This is a genomic window from Sporichthya sp. (assembly GCF_013815995.1).
Lineage (GTDB): Bacteria > Actinomycetota > Actinomycetes > Sporichthyales > Sporichthyaceae > Sporichthya.
Genome location: NZ_JACDFE010000002.1, coordinates 22,950 through 37,558, shown reverse-complemented (window position 1 = coordinate 37,558; position 14,609 = coordinate 22,950). Strand labels below are relative to the sequence as shown.

The 14,609-nt window shown below is 67.3% G+C and carries 14 protein-coding genes; 10 read left to right on the top strand and 4 right to left on the bottom strand.

Annotation, left to right across the window (positions count from 1 at the left end; genetic code table 11):
- Nucleotides 1-73 precede the first annotated feature (73 nt).
- The 6 genes from H0X00_RS00505 to H0X00_RS00480 all read left to right on the top strand — a co-directional run bounded on the left by H0X00_RS00505 (nucleotide 74) and on the right by H0X00_RS00480 (nucleotide 5,873).
- A complete protein-coding gene (locus H0X00_RS00505) occupies nucleotides 74-946 on the top strand; it encodes an LLM class flavin-dependent oxidoreductase (RefSeq protein WP_293766483.1) in 873 nt (290 codons plus the stop codon).
- A 37-nt stretch (nucleotides 947-983) separates the two neighbouring features.
- Nucleotides 984-1,772: an SDR family oxidoreductase gene (locus H0X00_RS00500; RefSeq protein WP_293766481.1), complete on the top strand. Its 789-nt coding sequence runs from the start codon at nucleotides 984-986 to the stop codon at nucleotides 1,770-1,772.
- On the top strand, nucleotides 1,769-2,956 hold the full coding sequence (locus H0X00_RS00495) for a CoA transferase (protein ID WP_293766479.1): 1,188 nt from the start codon (nucleotides 1,769-1,771) through the stop codon (nucleotides 2,954-2,956). Before H0X00_RS00500 ends, H0X00_RS00495 begins: the two co-directional genes overlap by 4 nt.
- A gap of 92 nt (nucleotides 2,957-3,048) precedes the next feature.
- Nucleotides 3,049-3,819, top strand: coding sequence for a hypothetical protein (locus H0X00_RS00490; RefSeq protein WP_293766477.1), 771 nt, complete (start codon nucleotides 3,049-3,051; stop codon nucleotides 3,817-3,819).
- Between the two features lie 48 nt (nucleotides 3,820-3,867).
- The gene (locus H0X00_RS00485) at nucleotides 3,868-4,965 is read left to right on the top strand and encodes a nitronate monooxygenase (RefSeq protein WP_293766475.1); all 1,098 of its coding nucleotides are present in this window, start codon (nucleotides 3,868-3,870) and stop codon (nucleotides 4,963-4,965) included.
- 56 nt (nucleotides 4,966-5,021) lie between these two features.
- Nucleotides 5,022-5,873, top strand: coding sequence for an enoyl-CoA hydratase/isomerase family protein (locus tag H0X00_RS00480; protein WP_293766473.1), 852 nt, complete (start codon nucleotides 5,022-5,024; stop codon nucleotides 5,871-5,873).
- Nucleotides 5,874-5,877: 4 nt separating this feature from the next.
- On the opposite strand, the gene H0X00_RS00475 is transcribed toward H0X00_RS00480, so the two are convergent.
- Genes H0X00_RS00475 through H0X00_RS00465 form a run of 3 tightly spaced genes read right to left on the bottom strand, consistent with a single transcriptional unit; the run spans nucleotide 5,878 to nucleotide 9,371 of the window.
- Nucleotides 5,878-6,840 (bottom strand): dihydrodipicolinate synthase family protein, encoded by a 963-nt coding sequence (locus H0X00_RS00475; RefSeq protein ID WP_293766471.1) that lies wholly within the window; start codon nucleotides 6,838-6,840, stop codon nucleotides 5,878-5,880.
- Between the two features lie 33 nt (nucleotides 6,841-6,873).
- Entirely contained in the window at nucleotides 6,874-8,370 is a 1,497-nt protein-coding gene (locus H0X00_RS00470; RefSeq protein WP_293766469.1) for an aldehyde dehydrogenase family protein, read from the bottom strand.
- Nucleotides 8,370-9,371 (bottom strand): alpha/beta hydrolase, encoded by a 1,002-nt coding sequence (locus tag H0X00_RS00465; RefSeq protein ID WP_293766467.1) that lies wholly within the window; start codon nucleotides 9,369-9,371, stop codon nucleotides 8,370-8,372. Before H0X00_RS00465 ends, H0X00_RS00470 begins: the two co-directional genes overlap by 1 nt.
- Before the next feature lie 119 nt (nucleotides 9,372-9,490).
- Between H0X00_RS00465 and H0X00_RS00460 the strand changes: the two genes are divergently transcribed.
- A complete protein-coding gene (locus H0X00_RS00460) occupies nucleotides 9,491-10,687 on the top strand; it encodes an FAD-dependent oxidoreductase (protein ID WP_293766465.1) in 1,197 nt (398 codons plus the stop codon).
- A gap of 7 nt (nucleotides 10,688-10,694) precedes the next feature.
- Here H0X00_RS00460 and H0X00_RS00455 read toward each other — a convergent pair whose 3' ends face one another.
- On the bottom strand, nucleotides 10,695-11,114 hold the full coding sequence (locus H0X00_RS00455) for a nuclear transport factor 2 family protein (RefSeq protein WP_293766463.1): 420 nt from the start codon (nucleotides 11,112-11,114) through the stop codon (nucleotides 10,695-10,697).
- A gap of 96 nt (nucleotides 11,115-11,210) precedes the next feature.
- Between H0X00_RS00455 and H0X00_RS00450 the strand changes: the two genes are divergently transcribed.
- From H0X00_RS00450 to H0X00_RS00440, 3 genes are read left to right on the top strand one after another with little or no spacing between them, the layout of a single operon-like run.
- Nucleotides 11,211-12,044, top strand: a complete 834-nt coding sequence (locus tag H0X00_RS00450) for an SDR family oxidoreductase (RefSeq protein ID WP_293766462.1) — start codon at nucleotides 11,211-11,213, stop codon at nucleotides 12,042-12,044.
- Between the two features lie 47 nt (nucleotides 12,045-12,091).
- Nucleotides 12,092-13,759 (top strand): NAD(P)/FAD-dependent oxidoreductase, encoded by a 1,668-nt coding sequence (locus tag H0X00_RS00445; protein WP_293766460.1) that lies wholly within the window; start codon nucleotides 12,092-12,094, stop codon nucleotides 13,757-13,759.
- Nucleotides 13,756-14,604 (top strand): SDR family oxidoreductase, encoded by an 849-nt coding sequence (locus H0X00_RS00440; RefSeq protein ID WP_293766458.1) that lies wholly within the window; start codon nucleotides 13,756-13,758, stop codon nucleotides 14,602-14,604. The genes H0X00_RS00445 and H0X00_RS00440 overlap by 4 nt, the downstream gene beginning before the upstream one ends.
- Nucleotides 14,605-14,609 lie beyond the last annotated feature (5 nt).

Below are 14,609 nucleotides of genomic sequence, written 5' to 3'. Positions count from 1 at the left end.
ACAACCGGATGGCAGGCAATCAGAGAAGCGGCCGACGACTGTGAGACGCCCATCGCTCGGGATCCGCTTGCCGATGCCCACCGCATCGCTCACGCCCGCGGACCTGTTCGCGGTCTGTGAAGAGGCCCACGGCCTGGGCTACCGGTCGCTGTGGCTGGGCGACCACGTCGTGCTGCCGCGCCGGACTGAGTCCTCGTATCCGCACACCGCGGGCGGATCGGTGCCGTTCTCGGCCGAGACGCCGTGGCTCGATCCCCTGCTGACCCTCGGCTGGCTGTCGGCGCGACTTCCGCCCACCATGCGTATCGGGACAAGCGTCCTGATCCTGCCGTTGCGCAACCCCGTGCTGCTGGCCAAGCAACTCACCAGCCTGTCCTGGCTGACCGAACGCCCGATCAGCCTCGGCGTCGGCAGCGGCTGGTTGCGTGAGGAGTACGACGCGATCGGGGCCCCGTTCGAGAAGCGGGCGTCGGCGGCGCGCTCAGCGATCGGCACGATCCGCGAGCTGTACCGCGACGGCGGGGCCGACTTCACGGTGCGGGGCCCCGACAACGTCCCGACCCTCACTCCGTTCACCCTGCTCCCGCCGGGGCCCGGCCCGTTGGAGTTCCTGTGGGGCGGCGTGAGTCCGGCCGCGCTGCGACTGGTCGCGGCGGTCTGTGACGGCTGGCTTCCGGCCAAGCAACCGCTGGACGCGTTGCCACCGTTGGTCGACGCTTTGCGCGCCGCGTGCGACGCGGCCGGTCGCGACTTCAGCGAGCTGCGCCTGGTCGCCAAGCCCGGACCGGGACCCGACCCGGAATCCGGCGCGATCGATGCGGCCGGCCTCGACCGGTACGCGGCGCTGGGCTTCAGCGAGCTCATCCTGGAGATGCCGTACGAGTCGGGCGGTCCGGGGCCGGCCATCGAGGTGCTGCGTCGCGTCGCCGAACGCGCCGACATGTGACTGCTCCGATCTTCGGAGCCGTGAAAGGTGAGAGTGGATGGACCAGAGCTGGGTGCAGGACCTGTTCGGTCTGCGGGGCAAGGTTGCCCTCGTCACCGGCGGGAGCCGCGGGATCGGGCGCGGGATCGCCGAGGGTCTGGTGCGCGCCGGCGCGAAGGTATACATCAGCGCGCGTGATGCTCAGGTCTGCCAGGAGGCGGCCAGCGAGATGCTCCGCTGGGGCGATTGCACCGCGCTCCCGGCCCACCTCGGCACCCTGGACGGGTGCGAGGAACTCGCCCGGCAGATCGCGCTGCGCGAGCCGAAAATCGACCTCATCGTGAACAACGCGGGCGCGCTGTGGTCCGCGCCGCTCTCGGAGTATCCCGAGGAGGGCTGGGACAAGGTCTTCGATCTCAACGTCAAGGGCGTCTTCTTCCTGGTGCGCGAACTGCTGCCGCTATTGGAGAAGGCCGGCACCCCCGAGGACCCCGCCCGGATCATCAACGTGGGTTCCATCGACGGACTGCATGTCCCCAGCCACCCGACGTACGCGTACTCCGCGTCGAAAGCGGCCGTACATCATCTGACCCGTCACCTCGCGCGCGACCTCGCTGCCCACAACATCACCGTCAACGCCATTGCGCCCGGCATGTATCCGAGCAAGATGCTCAAGGGGACGTTGGAAACACGCGGAGCGGAGTCGATGTTGGCGCGCACTCCCATCAAACGATTCGTCCAGGATTCGGACATGGTCGGCACCACCCTGTACCTGGCCTCGCGAGCCGGCGCGTACGTCACTGGCGTGGTCCTGCCGGTCGACGGCGGTACGGCGACGACGCTGTGAGCGCCAGCGCCTCGCCCCTGGCCGGCATCCGCGTGATCGAGATCGGCGGATACATCGCGGCGCCCTACGCCACCTCCTTGCTGTGCAGCCTCGGCGCCGAGGTCATCAAGATCGAGCAGCCCGAGGGCGGCGACGCGTTCCGGCGCAACCTCAACGACCGCAGCCCCTACTTCGCGCAGTACAACTCCGGTAAGCGAAGCGTGGCGATCGACCTGCGCCATGTCGACGGCAATCGCGCGGTACGCAAGCTGATCGCCACCAGTGACGTGCTCCTGGACAACTTGCGACCCGGCCGACTCGACACCCTCGGGTTGGGGCGAACGGCCATGCGGGAACTCAACGCTCAACTGATCCAGGTCTCGGTCACCGGCTTCGGAGCCGAAGGCCCGCTGGCCGCGCGACCTGCCTACGACAGCGTCGGCCAGAGCTACGGCGGCCTGTACTCACTGCTCAACGACGAAGCTGACGAGCGGCTCACCGGTACCTGTTTGGCCGACCTCATCACCGGGCTGGTGACGGCGACCGGCGTGCTGGCCGCCCTGAACGGCCGATCCCGGACCGGCGCCGGCGGGGACGTCGACACCTCCATGCTGGAAGGCATCTCCACGATCACGATCGACGCTATGACCCAGCTCTCGGAGCTCGGGCGAGCACCCAAGCGAGAAGCGCGTCACCCGCAGGCACAGAGCTTCGTGGTCACGACCGCCGACGGCGGCAAGTTCACGCTGCACCTGTCGTCATCCCAGAACTTCTGGGGACGACTCGTCACCGTGATCGGGCGCGAGGACCTGCTTACCGACCCGGACTACGTGACCTACCCAGACCGGGTCCGCAATTACGTCGCGCTCCGCGAGCAGATCGCGCCGGCCTTCCGGTCGCGATCGAGCGCAACCTGGGATGCGGCGCTGACCGGGGCCGATGTTCCGTTCGCGCCCGTGCTGGACCTCGCTGAGGTCACCGAACTGCCGCAGGTGAAGTTGTTGGAGATGTTCACCCAGGCCCCGGACAACCTCAACCTGGTCCGGGCGCCTTGGCGCTTCGACGGCTCACGGCCGGAACGCGACCTACGGGTGCCCCGGCTGGGCGAGCACACGATCGCGGTGTTGAGCGCTGTGCTCGGAGCTGAGGAAATCGCGTCGTTGCTGGCCGCCGGCACCGCAGTCAACGCAGAGCCCCCGACGTAGTCGCGCGTCGGCCCGAACCGGGGTCTTTCGGATTCCCACGCAAAATATATAATGTTGCGGTAGCGCTAGACCCGAACCGAGAGGGAGCCCCGATGACGTTTCCGGTGCGCAGCCAGATCGCATTGGTCTGGTGGTCGATCGGCTTCACTCTCGTGTACGCGTTCAGCATGATCTTCTTGTGGCAGATGGTGCCGCCGCCGCCGGCCGGCTGGTCCTCCGAGCAGGTCAAGAACTGGTACTTGGAGCGGGACACGAGCATCAAACTCGGCGCGACCGTGGCGTCCTGGACCGCGGCGTTCCTCGTGCCGCTCTTCATCGTGCTGGGGATTCAGGTCGGACGGCACGAGAAGGGCTACCCGGTCTGGTCCATCGTGACGATCGTGAGCGGGGCTCTGACGTCGATTTTCCTTGCCCTGCCGCCCATTTTTTTCGGCACCGCCGCATTCGCCCCCGAACGTGCCGCCGATGCGACCGCGATGCTGCATCAGCTCGGCGTGCTCACGTTCTTCACCACCGACCAGTTCTACATCTTCGGGTTTGTCGCGGTGGGCGTGGTGAGCCTGAGGGCCCCGGTCGCAGATCACTCACCGTTCCCGAGGTGGTACGGCTACTACAGCCTGTGGCTGGCCACCTTGTTCGAGGCCGGCGCTCTCGCATTCCTCTTCAAGTCCGGCCCGTTCGCCTGGCGTGGACTCTTCGTCTTCTACATTCCGCTCATTACCTTCGCCACCTGGCTCATCGTCACGTCCTGTCTCCTCCTAGGTTCGCTGAAGAAGCAACTCCTGGACGCCAGCGCAGACGCAGAGGCATCGAAGTCCACCGCGGGAGATGACGTTCTCCACGGGACACGAGTGCCGGCGTAGCCACTCCCTGACTGCTCGACCCGCCTTGATCGCGAAACCGGAGAACCCGTGCGTACCGAGATCTGTCGACGGCTCAACATCGAGTACCCAATCCTGGCGTTCAGCCATTGCCGGGATGTCGTGGCGGCCGTGACCCGCGCCGGAGGCATGGGTGTCTTCGGCGCGCAGCGCTACACGCCCGAGGAGCTGGACATCGAGCTCACCTGGCTGGACGAGAACACCGACGGCGGTCGATACGGGGTCGACGTCCTGATCCCGGCCTCCCGGACCGAAGGCGACTTGGGCGCGCTCAAGGCACAGATCCCCGCGGAGGTCACCGAGTACGTCGACAAGCTGCTCGCGGAGTTCGGCCTCCCTAACGAACCGGTGAAGCTCACCACCTACGGCGGCATCACCGCGACGCACAACCAGGCGCGGGATTTGCTCGAGGTCGCGTTCACACACGCGGACCGGGTGGCCTTCATCGCCAGCGCGCTCGGCCCGGCCCCGGCCGATGTACGGGATCGCGCCCACGGATTCGGCATGCAGGTCATGGGAATGGCCGGCAGCGTGCGGCACGCGACCAAGCAGGCCGAGGCCGGCACCGACATCATCGTCGCGGTGGGCACCGAGGCCGCGGGTCACACCGGCGACATCTCGACGATGGTGCTCGTCCCCGACATCGTCGACGCCGTTCCCGGCATCCCCGTGGTGGCCGCCGGTGGCATCGGCGGCGGCCGGCAGCTGGCCGCCGCGCTGGCCCTGGGCGCCGAAGGTGTGTGGTGCGGGTCCGTCTGGATGACCACGGTGGAGAGCGAGGTGGACCCGATCGTTCGCGACATGTTGATCGCGGCCACCGCCGGCGACACCGTCCGGAGCAAGTTCACCAGCGGCAAGCCGGTGCGATTCCTGCGCACGCCCTGGAATGAGGCCTGGCTGCGCCCGGGGGCACCAGCTGCGCTGCCGATGCCCCTGCAAGGTCTCGCGGTGCAGAACGCCATGGAGACCATGAAGCAGAATCGGCGCTTCGAGCTGCTGGGGACGGCCGCCGGCCAGGTCATCGGTCGCTTGAACAAGGTGACCACGAGCCGCGACGTCGTGAACCAGATGGCGGTCGAGCTGGCCGACACGGTCGAGCGGCTTTCGCGGCTGGCCGACGAGGACTGACCCCCTTCGGGGCGCGGCGCTATCACCATGAGCCCCGGGCAGGAGAGTGTGAGGCCATGGCTGACTTCCCCACGCTGATCGTCGAGCGCGACGGACCGGTTCTGACGATCAAGGTCGTCCCTTTGCGGGAATCGCACTCGGCGGCGGTCGGCGGTGATCTCCATCGCGAGCTTGGGCTCTTCCTCGACCAGCTTCGCCATGACTACTCGGTTCGGGTCATCGTCCTCACCGGCGCCGAGGACGGCGAGTTCATCGTCTCTCCACCGCGCCCCGAGCAGGGCCACAGTGCGAGCAGCTCCCGGGCCACGACCCCGGCAGGGCAGTGGTCGATCTTCATGGGGCTGACCCACACGATCCAGACGATGGTCGATCTGGAGATCCCCATCGTCGCCAAGGTCAACGGCGACGCCGTCGGATTCGGACAGAGCGTCATGTTCGCCTGCGACCTGATCCTGGCCCGTGAGGACTCGATGATCACGGACATGCACCTGAGCATGGGCGACGTATACACGACGGACGGCCGGGGTCCGATCGGCCTGGAATGGGGCGTCGCTCCCGGGGACGGTGCCGGTGCGCTGGTCCCGATGTCCATGTCACCGCCGCTGGCCAAGGAGTACCTGATGCTCTCGCGACGCCGCACCGGGCTCGAGCTGGCCCGCGCCGGGGTCATCAACCGGGCCGTCAAGGCCGACGAACTCGACGACATATGCGACTCGTTCGTACGCGAGCTACTGGCACGACCGCCGTATGCGTTGGGGTGGACGAAGCGGATCGTGAACGCGCGGGTCAAGGATCAACTCAACCGGTCGCTCGATGCCTCCGTCGCCTACGAGATGGTCGGCTTCATGCACCAGGCCCACGGCGGGGCCCCGACCGGGTACCCGTCCGCGGCGGACCACGAGAGCTGACGGCTCAGCCTCGCTCGGGCACCTCAAGGCCTGCAGCCCGCGCCATCTCGTCGATCTCGGGATTGCGCAGCGCCAGTAGTCCGGTGGTGAACTTCGCCAGCTGGTCCGCGCCCGGAAGCACGAACGGCGCGCGGACACCACCGGCAGCGCCCGGCAGCTTGAGCACGCGCATCGCCATCTTGATCCACAGCGGCGAACCGCCCCAGTAGTTGGTGAACTTGTCGAAGCGCCGGATGTCGGCGTACACGCTATTCATCTCGTCGTACTTGGCCGCCTCATACAGATCGATGTAGTGGCGGAACGTGCGCGGGATGACATTGGCGTGATTGCCCAGTAACCCGGCCGCACCGAGCCCCAGGGTGTGGAACGAGCCGCGAATCGGCACGTAGACGCGAATCCCATCGCGGGTGAGCAGGTCGTTGAGCTGGATCAGGTACGAGTCCTCCAGGCTGGCCAAATTCAGATTGACCACCTCGACGTTCTCGTGGCGGTTGCAAATCTCGGCGAACAGCCGAGCGGATGGACGGAACCCGTTGGTGGCCCACGGGTTGGGTGACAACGCAACAGGGTGGTCGACCGCCCCCAGCACCGTGTCCAGATGACGCGCGTACTCCACGGCGTTCGGCTTGTAGTCATGCCGACCGGCCGGTCCGTAGATGCACACCGCTTCCACGCCGGCCGCGACGGCCATCTGCGCCTGACGAATCGTCTCGGTCGCGGTATGACCCTCCGGGGGGTTCGCGTAGACCGGCACCTGCCCTTTGCAGGCGTCGACGCCGATCTCGTACAGCCGGCACAACTCGGAGTCCGCAAGGGCGTACCCCTCCCCCGATCCGCCACTGGCTAGATAGACGCCGAGACGGGCGTCGACCAACCGCTGCAGGTGCGCTCGATACGCCTCCTCGTCGATGCTGGAGTCCGCCTTGAAGGTGGTCGCCGATCTGGTGAGCACCGTGATTCCGGCCATTCTTGTCTTACCTTTCGATTGGGTGACGCCTCGTCAGTTTCCGACGCCCATCCAGACAGCCTTGAGGTAGAGGTACTCGTCGAGCCCGTGATCGCTGTACTCGCTGCCCCACCCACTCATCTTCGCGCCGCCGAAGGGCATCGCCGGATCGAAGTTCCCGTAGGTGTTGACCCACACCACACCGCTGCGCAGCGCCCGCGCCATCCGGTGTGCGGTGCCGAGATCACGGGTCCACACCCCCGCCCCCAGTCCGAACTGGGTGTCGTTGGCCCGCACGACGACATCCTCGACGTCGTCGAATGGCAGAATCGAGGCGACCGGGCCAAAAATCTCTTCCCGGGCGATACGCATGTCGTCCTGCACGTCGGCGAAGACGGTCGGCGCCACGAAGTAGCCGTTGGCCAGGCCACCCTCGGTGATGCGTGCACCGCCCGAGGTAGGGCGGGCGCCCTCGGACCGGCCGACGTCCAGATAGTTCAGCACCTGATCCAGCTGACGGGCGGACACGATGGGGCCGATCTCCGTCTCCGGATCCAGGCTGTCGCCGACCCGCAGCGCCTCGGAGAAGCGGGAAAGCCGCTCGACGAACTCGTCATAGACGGGGCGTTCGACGTACACCCGGGTGCCGGCGCAGCAGACCTGTCCCGTGTTGCGGAACACGCCCATCGCGGCTCCGGGCACCGCACTGGCCAGGTCGGCGTCAGCGAACACGACGTCGGGCGACTTCCCGCCAAGTTCGAGAGTGAGCCGCTTCAGGTTCCCCGACGCGGCCCGCACGATCTGCTGCCCCGTTGCGGTCGAGCCGGTGAAAGCGACCTTGTCGACGTCCGGATGTTCGGTCAGCGCGGCGCCCGCCTCGCCGAAGCCGGTGAGAATGTTGACGACTCCGTCGGGCAGATCCAACTGCGCCATCAGCTCGCCGAGCCGAAGCGGCGAGATGCATGCCTCCTCCGCCGGCTTGAGCACCATCGTGCAGCCCGTCGCGAGCACCGGCGCGATCTTGGCAATCGAGGAAACCAGGGGACCGTTCCAGGGAATGATCGACGCGACGACGCCGACCGGCTCCTTCAGCGTGAAGGAAAACAGGTCCGCAACCGCGACGGAGTTGTTCACCGTCTCGCCCTGGATGCGCATCGCGGCTCCCGCGGCGAACCGCAGCACATCGACGGAGAACTGGTACCCAGCGGCGCGGCTGATCGGGGCACCCATGTCCACCGAGTCGAGGTAATAGAGCTCAGCGAGGTTGGCCTCGACCAGGTCGGCCAACTGCAGAAGGACACGCTGTCGGTCCTTGGGCTTGAAGCGAGCCCACGGTCCGGTGAACGCGGCGCGGGCCGCGGCAACCGCCAGATCCGCATCCCGTGCGTCGGCCTCGGCCAGGCGCGCGATCACCGTCCCGGTCGACGGGTTGACTGTTTCGAAGGTCCGGCCTGAGGCCGAGTCGACCCACTTACCGCCGATCAGCAGCTGCTTGGGCTCGGGCCCGAGGAACTTCGTCGTGTACTTCGGGTCAAGATCGCCTGGAGCCATCAGTTCTGCGTCCCTTCATTCCGAACCTCATCAGCTTCATCAGCAAGGTCGAGCAACTCGGCGAGCCACCGCACGCGGGCGGACTTCGCCTCCAGCGAGATCGGCGCACCGGGGACCGACCAGTCGAAACCGTGGAAGCCGCCTGGCCACACGCGCAGTTCGGTGGGCACCCCGGCTCTGCGCAGGCCGGCAGAGAACTCGACGGTCTCGTCGTGGAACAGTTCGGCCGACCCGACGTCGAGGAACGTGGGCGGCAGCCCGGCCAGGTCGGCGCGCGCCGGTACCGCGTAGTCCGGGAGCCGGGAGCCGCCGCGGGCATTGCCAAGCACGGCGTCCCAGGCAACCCGGTTCGCATCGACACCCCAGGTGCCCTCACGACCCACGTCCAAGGGTGCGGCCTGCCCGCCGCGGTCGTCCAGCATCGGGGCGATGAGCACCAGGCCACGCACAGCCGGGGTGTGGCGGTCGCGCGCCATCATGGCGAGTCCCGCCGCGAGGTGTCCGCCGGCGCTCGCCCCCGCGACGACGATCCGCGTCGCGTCGACGCCGAGCGGAGTTGCGTTGCGGGCCAGCCACTCCAGTCCCGCGAACGCGTCCTCGAGCGGAGCTGGGAAGGGATTCTCGGGTGCCAGCCGGTATTCGACCGACACCGCCTGCACGCCGAGCCGCAACACGAAGTCGATGAGGATGCCCGCGCCGGTTCGGCTGTCTCCGGCGATCATTCCCCCGGGGTGCAGGAAGTACACGGCCGGAACTGGCGAGGACTGGGCGCGCGCGGGTCGGAGCCACAGCACGTTCAGCGTGGTGCCGGCGGCCGGCCCCGGAATCGCGAGCTCATCGACCAGCACGCGGCCTCCCGAGCGGAGGCTCTCCAGATCCGGACGCCCGGCCGCGGCCATCCGGCGCAGCTGTTCGATGAAGCGATCACCGCGCGGATCCGGAAGGACCTCCCGGATCGCCCGCAGCGCCTCGACGAGCGCGGGGTCGAGCTTCACGTCCATCGTTCTTGTGACCTCGTCTGGGTCGGGGTGGTCTGCGCTCAGCCTCCCCCGTTGAGGAGCGCCGTGGGAAGTGAGCCATACTATATATTATATACGTCAATCCCAGGTCGGGAGGCTGAGTGGACACCGCGCCGCGGGAGATCGCCATCGTGAGCGCCGGGCTTGCCGGCGTGAGCGCCGCCGAGGAACTGCGGCGCGAGGGCTTCGAGGGCCCGATTCACCTCGTCGGCGCAGAGAAGCACTCCCCCTACGACCGACCGCCGCTGTCGAAGCAGATCCTGGCCGGGACCTGGGGACTCGACCGCGCCGATCTGCGAACCGAGCAGGAGTACGCCGACCTCGATCTCACCTGGCACCAGAACACCGCTGCGACGGAGTTCCGGCCGCGTGACTGGTGCCTGTCCTTGGACTCGGGCTACGACCTCCGCTGCGACGGCCTGATCATCGCCACCGGCGTACGCGCGCGGGAGATCACGAGCGAGCGCCCTGCGGGCGTCCATGTCCTTCGGACCCTCGACGACGCCCTCGCGCTTCGCGACGATCTCGTTCAGTCCTCGCACCTGGTGGTGATCGGAGCCGGCGTACTCGGCCTGGAGGCGGCCGGCTCCGCGCGGCGGATGGGACTGGACGTCACCGTGCTCGAGGCCGCTCCGGCGGCGATGACGCGGACTCTGGGCAATGCGCTCGGGGCGCTGCTCTGCAACATCCACACCGACGAGGGCGTCGCCGTCCGGTTCGGCGTTGATGGACTGTCCTTCCGTGCGGCCGGCGGGCGGGTGGATGCCGTGACTCTGCCCGACGGCTCCGTGATTCCCGCGGATGTCGTGCTGGTCGCCGCCGGCGCCATCCCCAACATCGAGTGGCTCCGCAGCAGTGGCGTCGCCCTCGGCAACGGGGTCCTGGCCAACGAGTTCAACGAGGCGTTCCCGAAGGTGTTCGCGGCCGGCGACGTTTGCGAGTGGGACCACGTCGGCTACGGCCGCCGCCTCCGTCTGGAACACCGCAACAACGCCGCCGAACAAGGGCGGTCGGCCGCCCGGAACCTACTCGGCCGCAACGAGCCGTTCACGCCCACCCCGTACTTCTGGACCGACCACTACGACCACAAGATCCAGGCCTACGGGCTGGTCGGCGGAACGGCCGACATGGTGGTCGTGGAAGGCGAGCTCCAGGCGCGGGCCTTCGTCGCGATCTTCGTCGCGGATTCGACGGTGATCGGCGCAGTCTCGTGCAACATGGCCCGCGAACTGCGGCCGTACCGGCAGCTCGCCAGTCAGCGCGCTCCGTGGACGGGCGCCGTCAGCGTCCAGAGGTAGCTCCCGCTCAGCCGGCACCGGGCATGGAGATGGTGGCGCCGAGGGCGGTCGCCATCACCAACGTGTCGAGGTACTCGACGTGACGCAGTACCTGGCCGTCGCGCAGCGTGAATCTGGCGATGTAAAAGTTCTTGTAGGGCAACCCGGTCGGCTTGATCCAAGCGTCGCTCTGGTACAGCGCGACGTACTCGTCGGGGCGAGCGAGGGCTTCTACCTCGGTGACCGTCAAGTTGAGGGTGTCGATCATCTGGCCGTAGCCGCCGACCAGCTCCAGGATCGCCGCTCGCCCTTCGTGACGGTCGGCCATGCCCGGAGGGGCGAAGGGCACCTGGATACTGGCGTCCTCGGCCACGATCGCAGCGAGGGCTTCCGTGTCGAACGTGGAGATCGCTTCCAGGTACTGCCGAATGACCGCTTCCCCGCTCATGCCGCTCCCCTTGCGTACGCGCTGGATGGAATGTTGACCCCCACTTCCGGGGGATCTAATATATTTTATATTGTCGCTGGGCCTGGAGGAAGATCGATGACCAAGCTGATGCAGGACAAGGTTGCTGTCGTCACCGGCGGCGCCTCGGGCCTGGGCCGGGCCACGGTGGAGATCTTCGCTGCCCACGGCGCCAAGGTGGTCATCGCCGACGTCAACGACGACCGTGGGGCCGGGACTGTGAAGGCAGTCGAGGCGGCCGGCGGCGAGGCGGTCTATCTGCGCACCGACGTCGCCCTCTCGGCCGACGTCCGCGCCGTGGTCGAGTGCGCCGAAGACACCTACGGCAAGCTCGACGTGATGGTCGCCAATGCCGGCATCTCCGGCCCGATCGGCAACCTCGAGGACATCGAGGATGAGGACTTCCGCCACGTGTTTGAGGTCAACTTCTTCGGCGTGTGGCGGTGCCTGAAGTACGCGGTGCCGGCCATCCGCCGGGCCGGCGGCGGATCGATGACCACGACCAGCTCACTCGGTGGGGTACAGACCCTGGGTGGGATCCGGCGGGGGCCCTACTCCTCGACCAAGGCCGCGGTCAACGCGGCGACGTCGTACTTCGCCGTCGAGCTCGCGAAGGACCGAATCCGGGTGAACTGCGTTGCCGCCGGTGGGATGAGCACCAACATCAGCGAGAGCTACCCCCTCACGCCCGAGGAGCGCGCAGCGATGGATCGCGTGCCCAGCCGCCCGAAGCGCGTGTACGGCGAGTCGATGTTCCCGATCTGCGAGCCGCACGAAGTCGCGCAAGTGCACCTGTTCCTGAACTCCGACCTCGCCTCGTTCGTCAACGGACAGGTGATCCTTGCCGACGCCGGCGGCTTCGACACAACGATGGCCTGGGCGTTTCCCAAAGCCCTCACGTTGGACGAATAGACCGCCCACCCGTCGCCGCAGGTGAACCACACAAGGATTAGGTGGCAGTGCCAGACACCGATGAGCACTCGGCTCCGCCGCAAGCCCTGGATGTCATTGTCATTGGCGCCGGCATTGCCGGGATCTACGCCGTCCACAAGCTGCGAGGGCTCGGCTTCAGCGTGCAAGCGCTCGAGGCGGGCGATGGGGTCGGTGGTACCTGGTACTGGAATCGCTATCCCGGGTGCCGCGTCGACATCCAGAGCATCGAGTTCTCGTACAGCTTCTCCGACGACATTCAGCAGTCCTGGGACTGGTCCGAGACCATGGCCGACCAACCGGAGCTGGAGCGGTACCTCAACTTCGTCGCGGACCGGTTGGACATCAGGCGGCACATCCAGCTGAACACCCGCGTGACGGCGCTGACCTACGACGACTCCGGCGCCTGTTGGACCGTCAGAACAGAAGCCGGCGACGAATTCGCCGCGCAGTTCGTCGTCTGCGCGACTGGCTGCCTGTCCGAACCGTTGGCACCGCCCATCCCGGGGCTGGAGACCTTCGCCGGTCAGATCCTGTACACCAGTCGCTTCCCGGCCCAGGGCTTCGACTTCACCGGCAAGCGCGTCGCCGTGGTCGGCACCGGGTCCTCGGGCGTGCAGGCCATCCCCGTCATCGCTGAGCAGGCCGCCGACCTCTACGTGATGCAGCGTTCGGCCGCGTACACCCGCCCGTCTCCCAACCGCGCGCTGGCGCAGCCGGAATGGGAACAGATGAAGGCGGGCTACGCCGACGTGCGGGCTCAGGAACGGGCCTCCTTCGCGGGCACCATCTACTTCCCGATCCTGCCGACCCCGGGCTCCCCTCCCCTGACCAAGAGAGTCGTGGACTCCACCCCGGAGGAACGCCGCCAGGCGATCGACGAGTTGGGCTGGGACGCTCCGTGGTCCTGGGCCGATGTGCTGGAGAACCTGGAAGCCAACGCCTATGCCGGGGAGATGTACGCCGAATTGATCAGGCGGGTCGTGGTCGATCCCGAGACCGCCGCGGCGCTGATCCCCACCTACCCGGTCGGCTGCAAGCGGGTCATCATCGAGAACGGGTACTACCAGTCCTTCAACCGCGAGAACGTCCACCTGGTCGACCTCAAGAAGGGCGCCATCACCTCGATCGAACCCGCCGGCATCCAAACCGAGCAGGACTTTTTCGAGCTCGACGTCCTGGTCTTCGCCACTGGCTTCGACGCGATGACAGGCGCCCTCACCCGCATGGACATCACCGGCCGGGGAGGTCGCACGCTCCGCGAGTTCTGGGCCGCCGAAGGTCCGGTGACGTACCTGGGCCTTCAGGTGGAGGGCTTCCCGAATCTGTTCACCGTCAGCGGGCCCGGCAGCCCCTCGGTCCGCAGCAACATGTTCCAGTCGATCGAGCAACACGTGGAGTTCATCGCCGGCGCCCTGGAGTACCTGCGCGACAAGGGCTGCCGGGTGATCGAGCCCCGGCCGGGCGCGGCCGACGAGTGGACCAGCTATGCGGCGACGCTGGTGAACAGCACGATCATGGAAGCGGACAGCTGCAACTCCTGGTTCCTCGGGGCAAACATCCCCGGCAAGAAGCGGGTCTTCATGCCGTACTTCGGCGGCCTGTTCAGCTATCGCGAACGGTGCGAAGACATCGTGCGCGCCGACTACGAGGGCTTCGAACTCAGCGAACCTGACGCCGAAGGGAGCACCGGGTGACGCATGCCCATCTGTTGGAGGGCCGGGTCGCGGTCATCACTGGCGGCGCCTCGGGTCTTGGCCGAGCCACGGCCGAGTTGTTCGCGGAACACGGGGCCAAGGTCGTGGTTGCCGACGTCCACGATCAGCGCGGTGCGGAAACTGTGCAGGCAATTGAGAAGCGCGGCGGTGGTGCTACCTACCTGCACACCAACGTCGCCGTGGCCGACGAGGTCCGGGCGGTGGTGCAGATGGCGGAGGACACCTACGGAAAGCTCGACATCATGGTGGCCAACGCGGGCATCGCTGGTCCGCAGAAGCATCTGGAAGACGTGGACGACGACGAGATGCGCCTGGTCTTCGACGTGAACTTCCTCGGCATCTGGCGGGCGTTCAAGTACGCGGCGCCGGCAATACGTCGGGCCGGCGGTGGCTCGATGACCTCCACCAGCGCGGTGTCCGGCGTGTACACCATGGGCGGGATCAAGCGGGGCGTGTACACCGCCACCAAGCGGGCCACCAACGTGATGACGTCGTACTTCGCGACCGAGCTCGCGCCGGATCGGATCAGGGTGAACTGCGTTGCCCCGGGTGGAATGAGCACCAACATCACCGAGAACTACGGGATCCCCCAGGCAGCTTCCGCAGCGGCGCCTCCCCCGCTCCCGACGCGGAAGCTGCGCGAGTTCGGTACGGCCAACTACCCGATCTGCGACCCCCTTGAGGTGGCGCAGGTGCACCTGTTCCTCAACTCGGACCTGGCTTCGTTCGTGAACGGCGAGGTCATCGTCGCCGACGGCGGCGGGTTCAGCACCACCGTGGCCGCCTTCTTTCCGCAGGCGTTGACGGGCGAATCGCAGCAGTAGGCCCT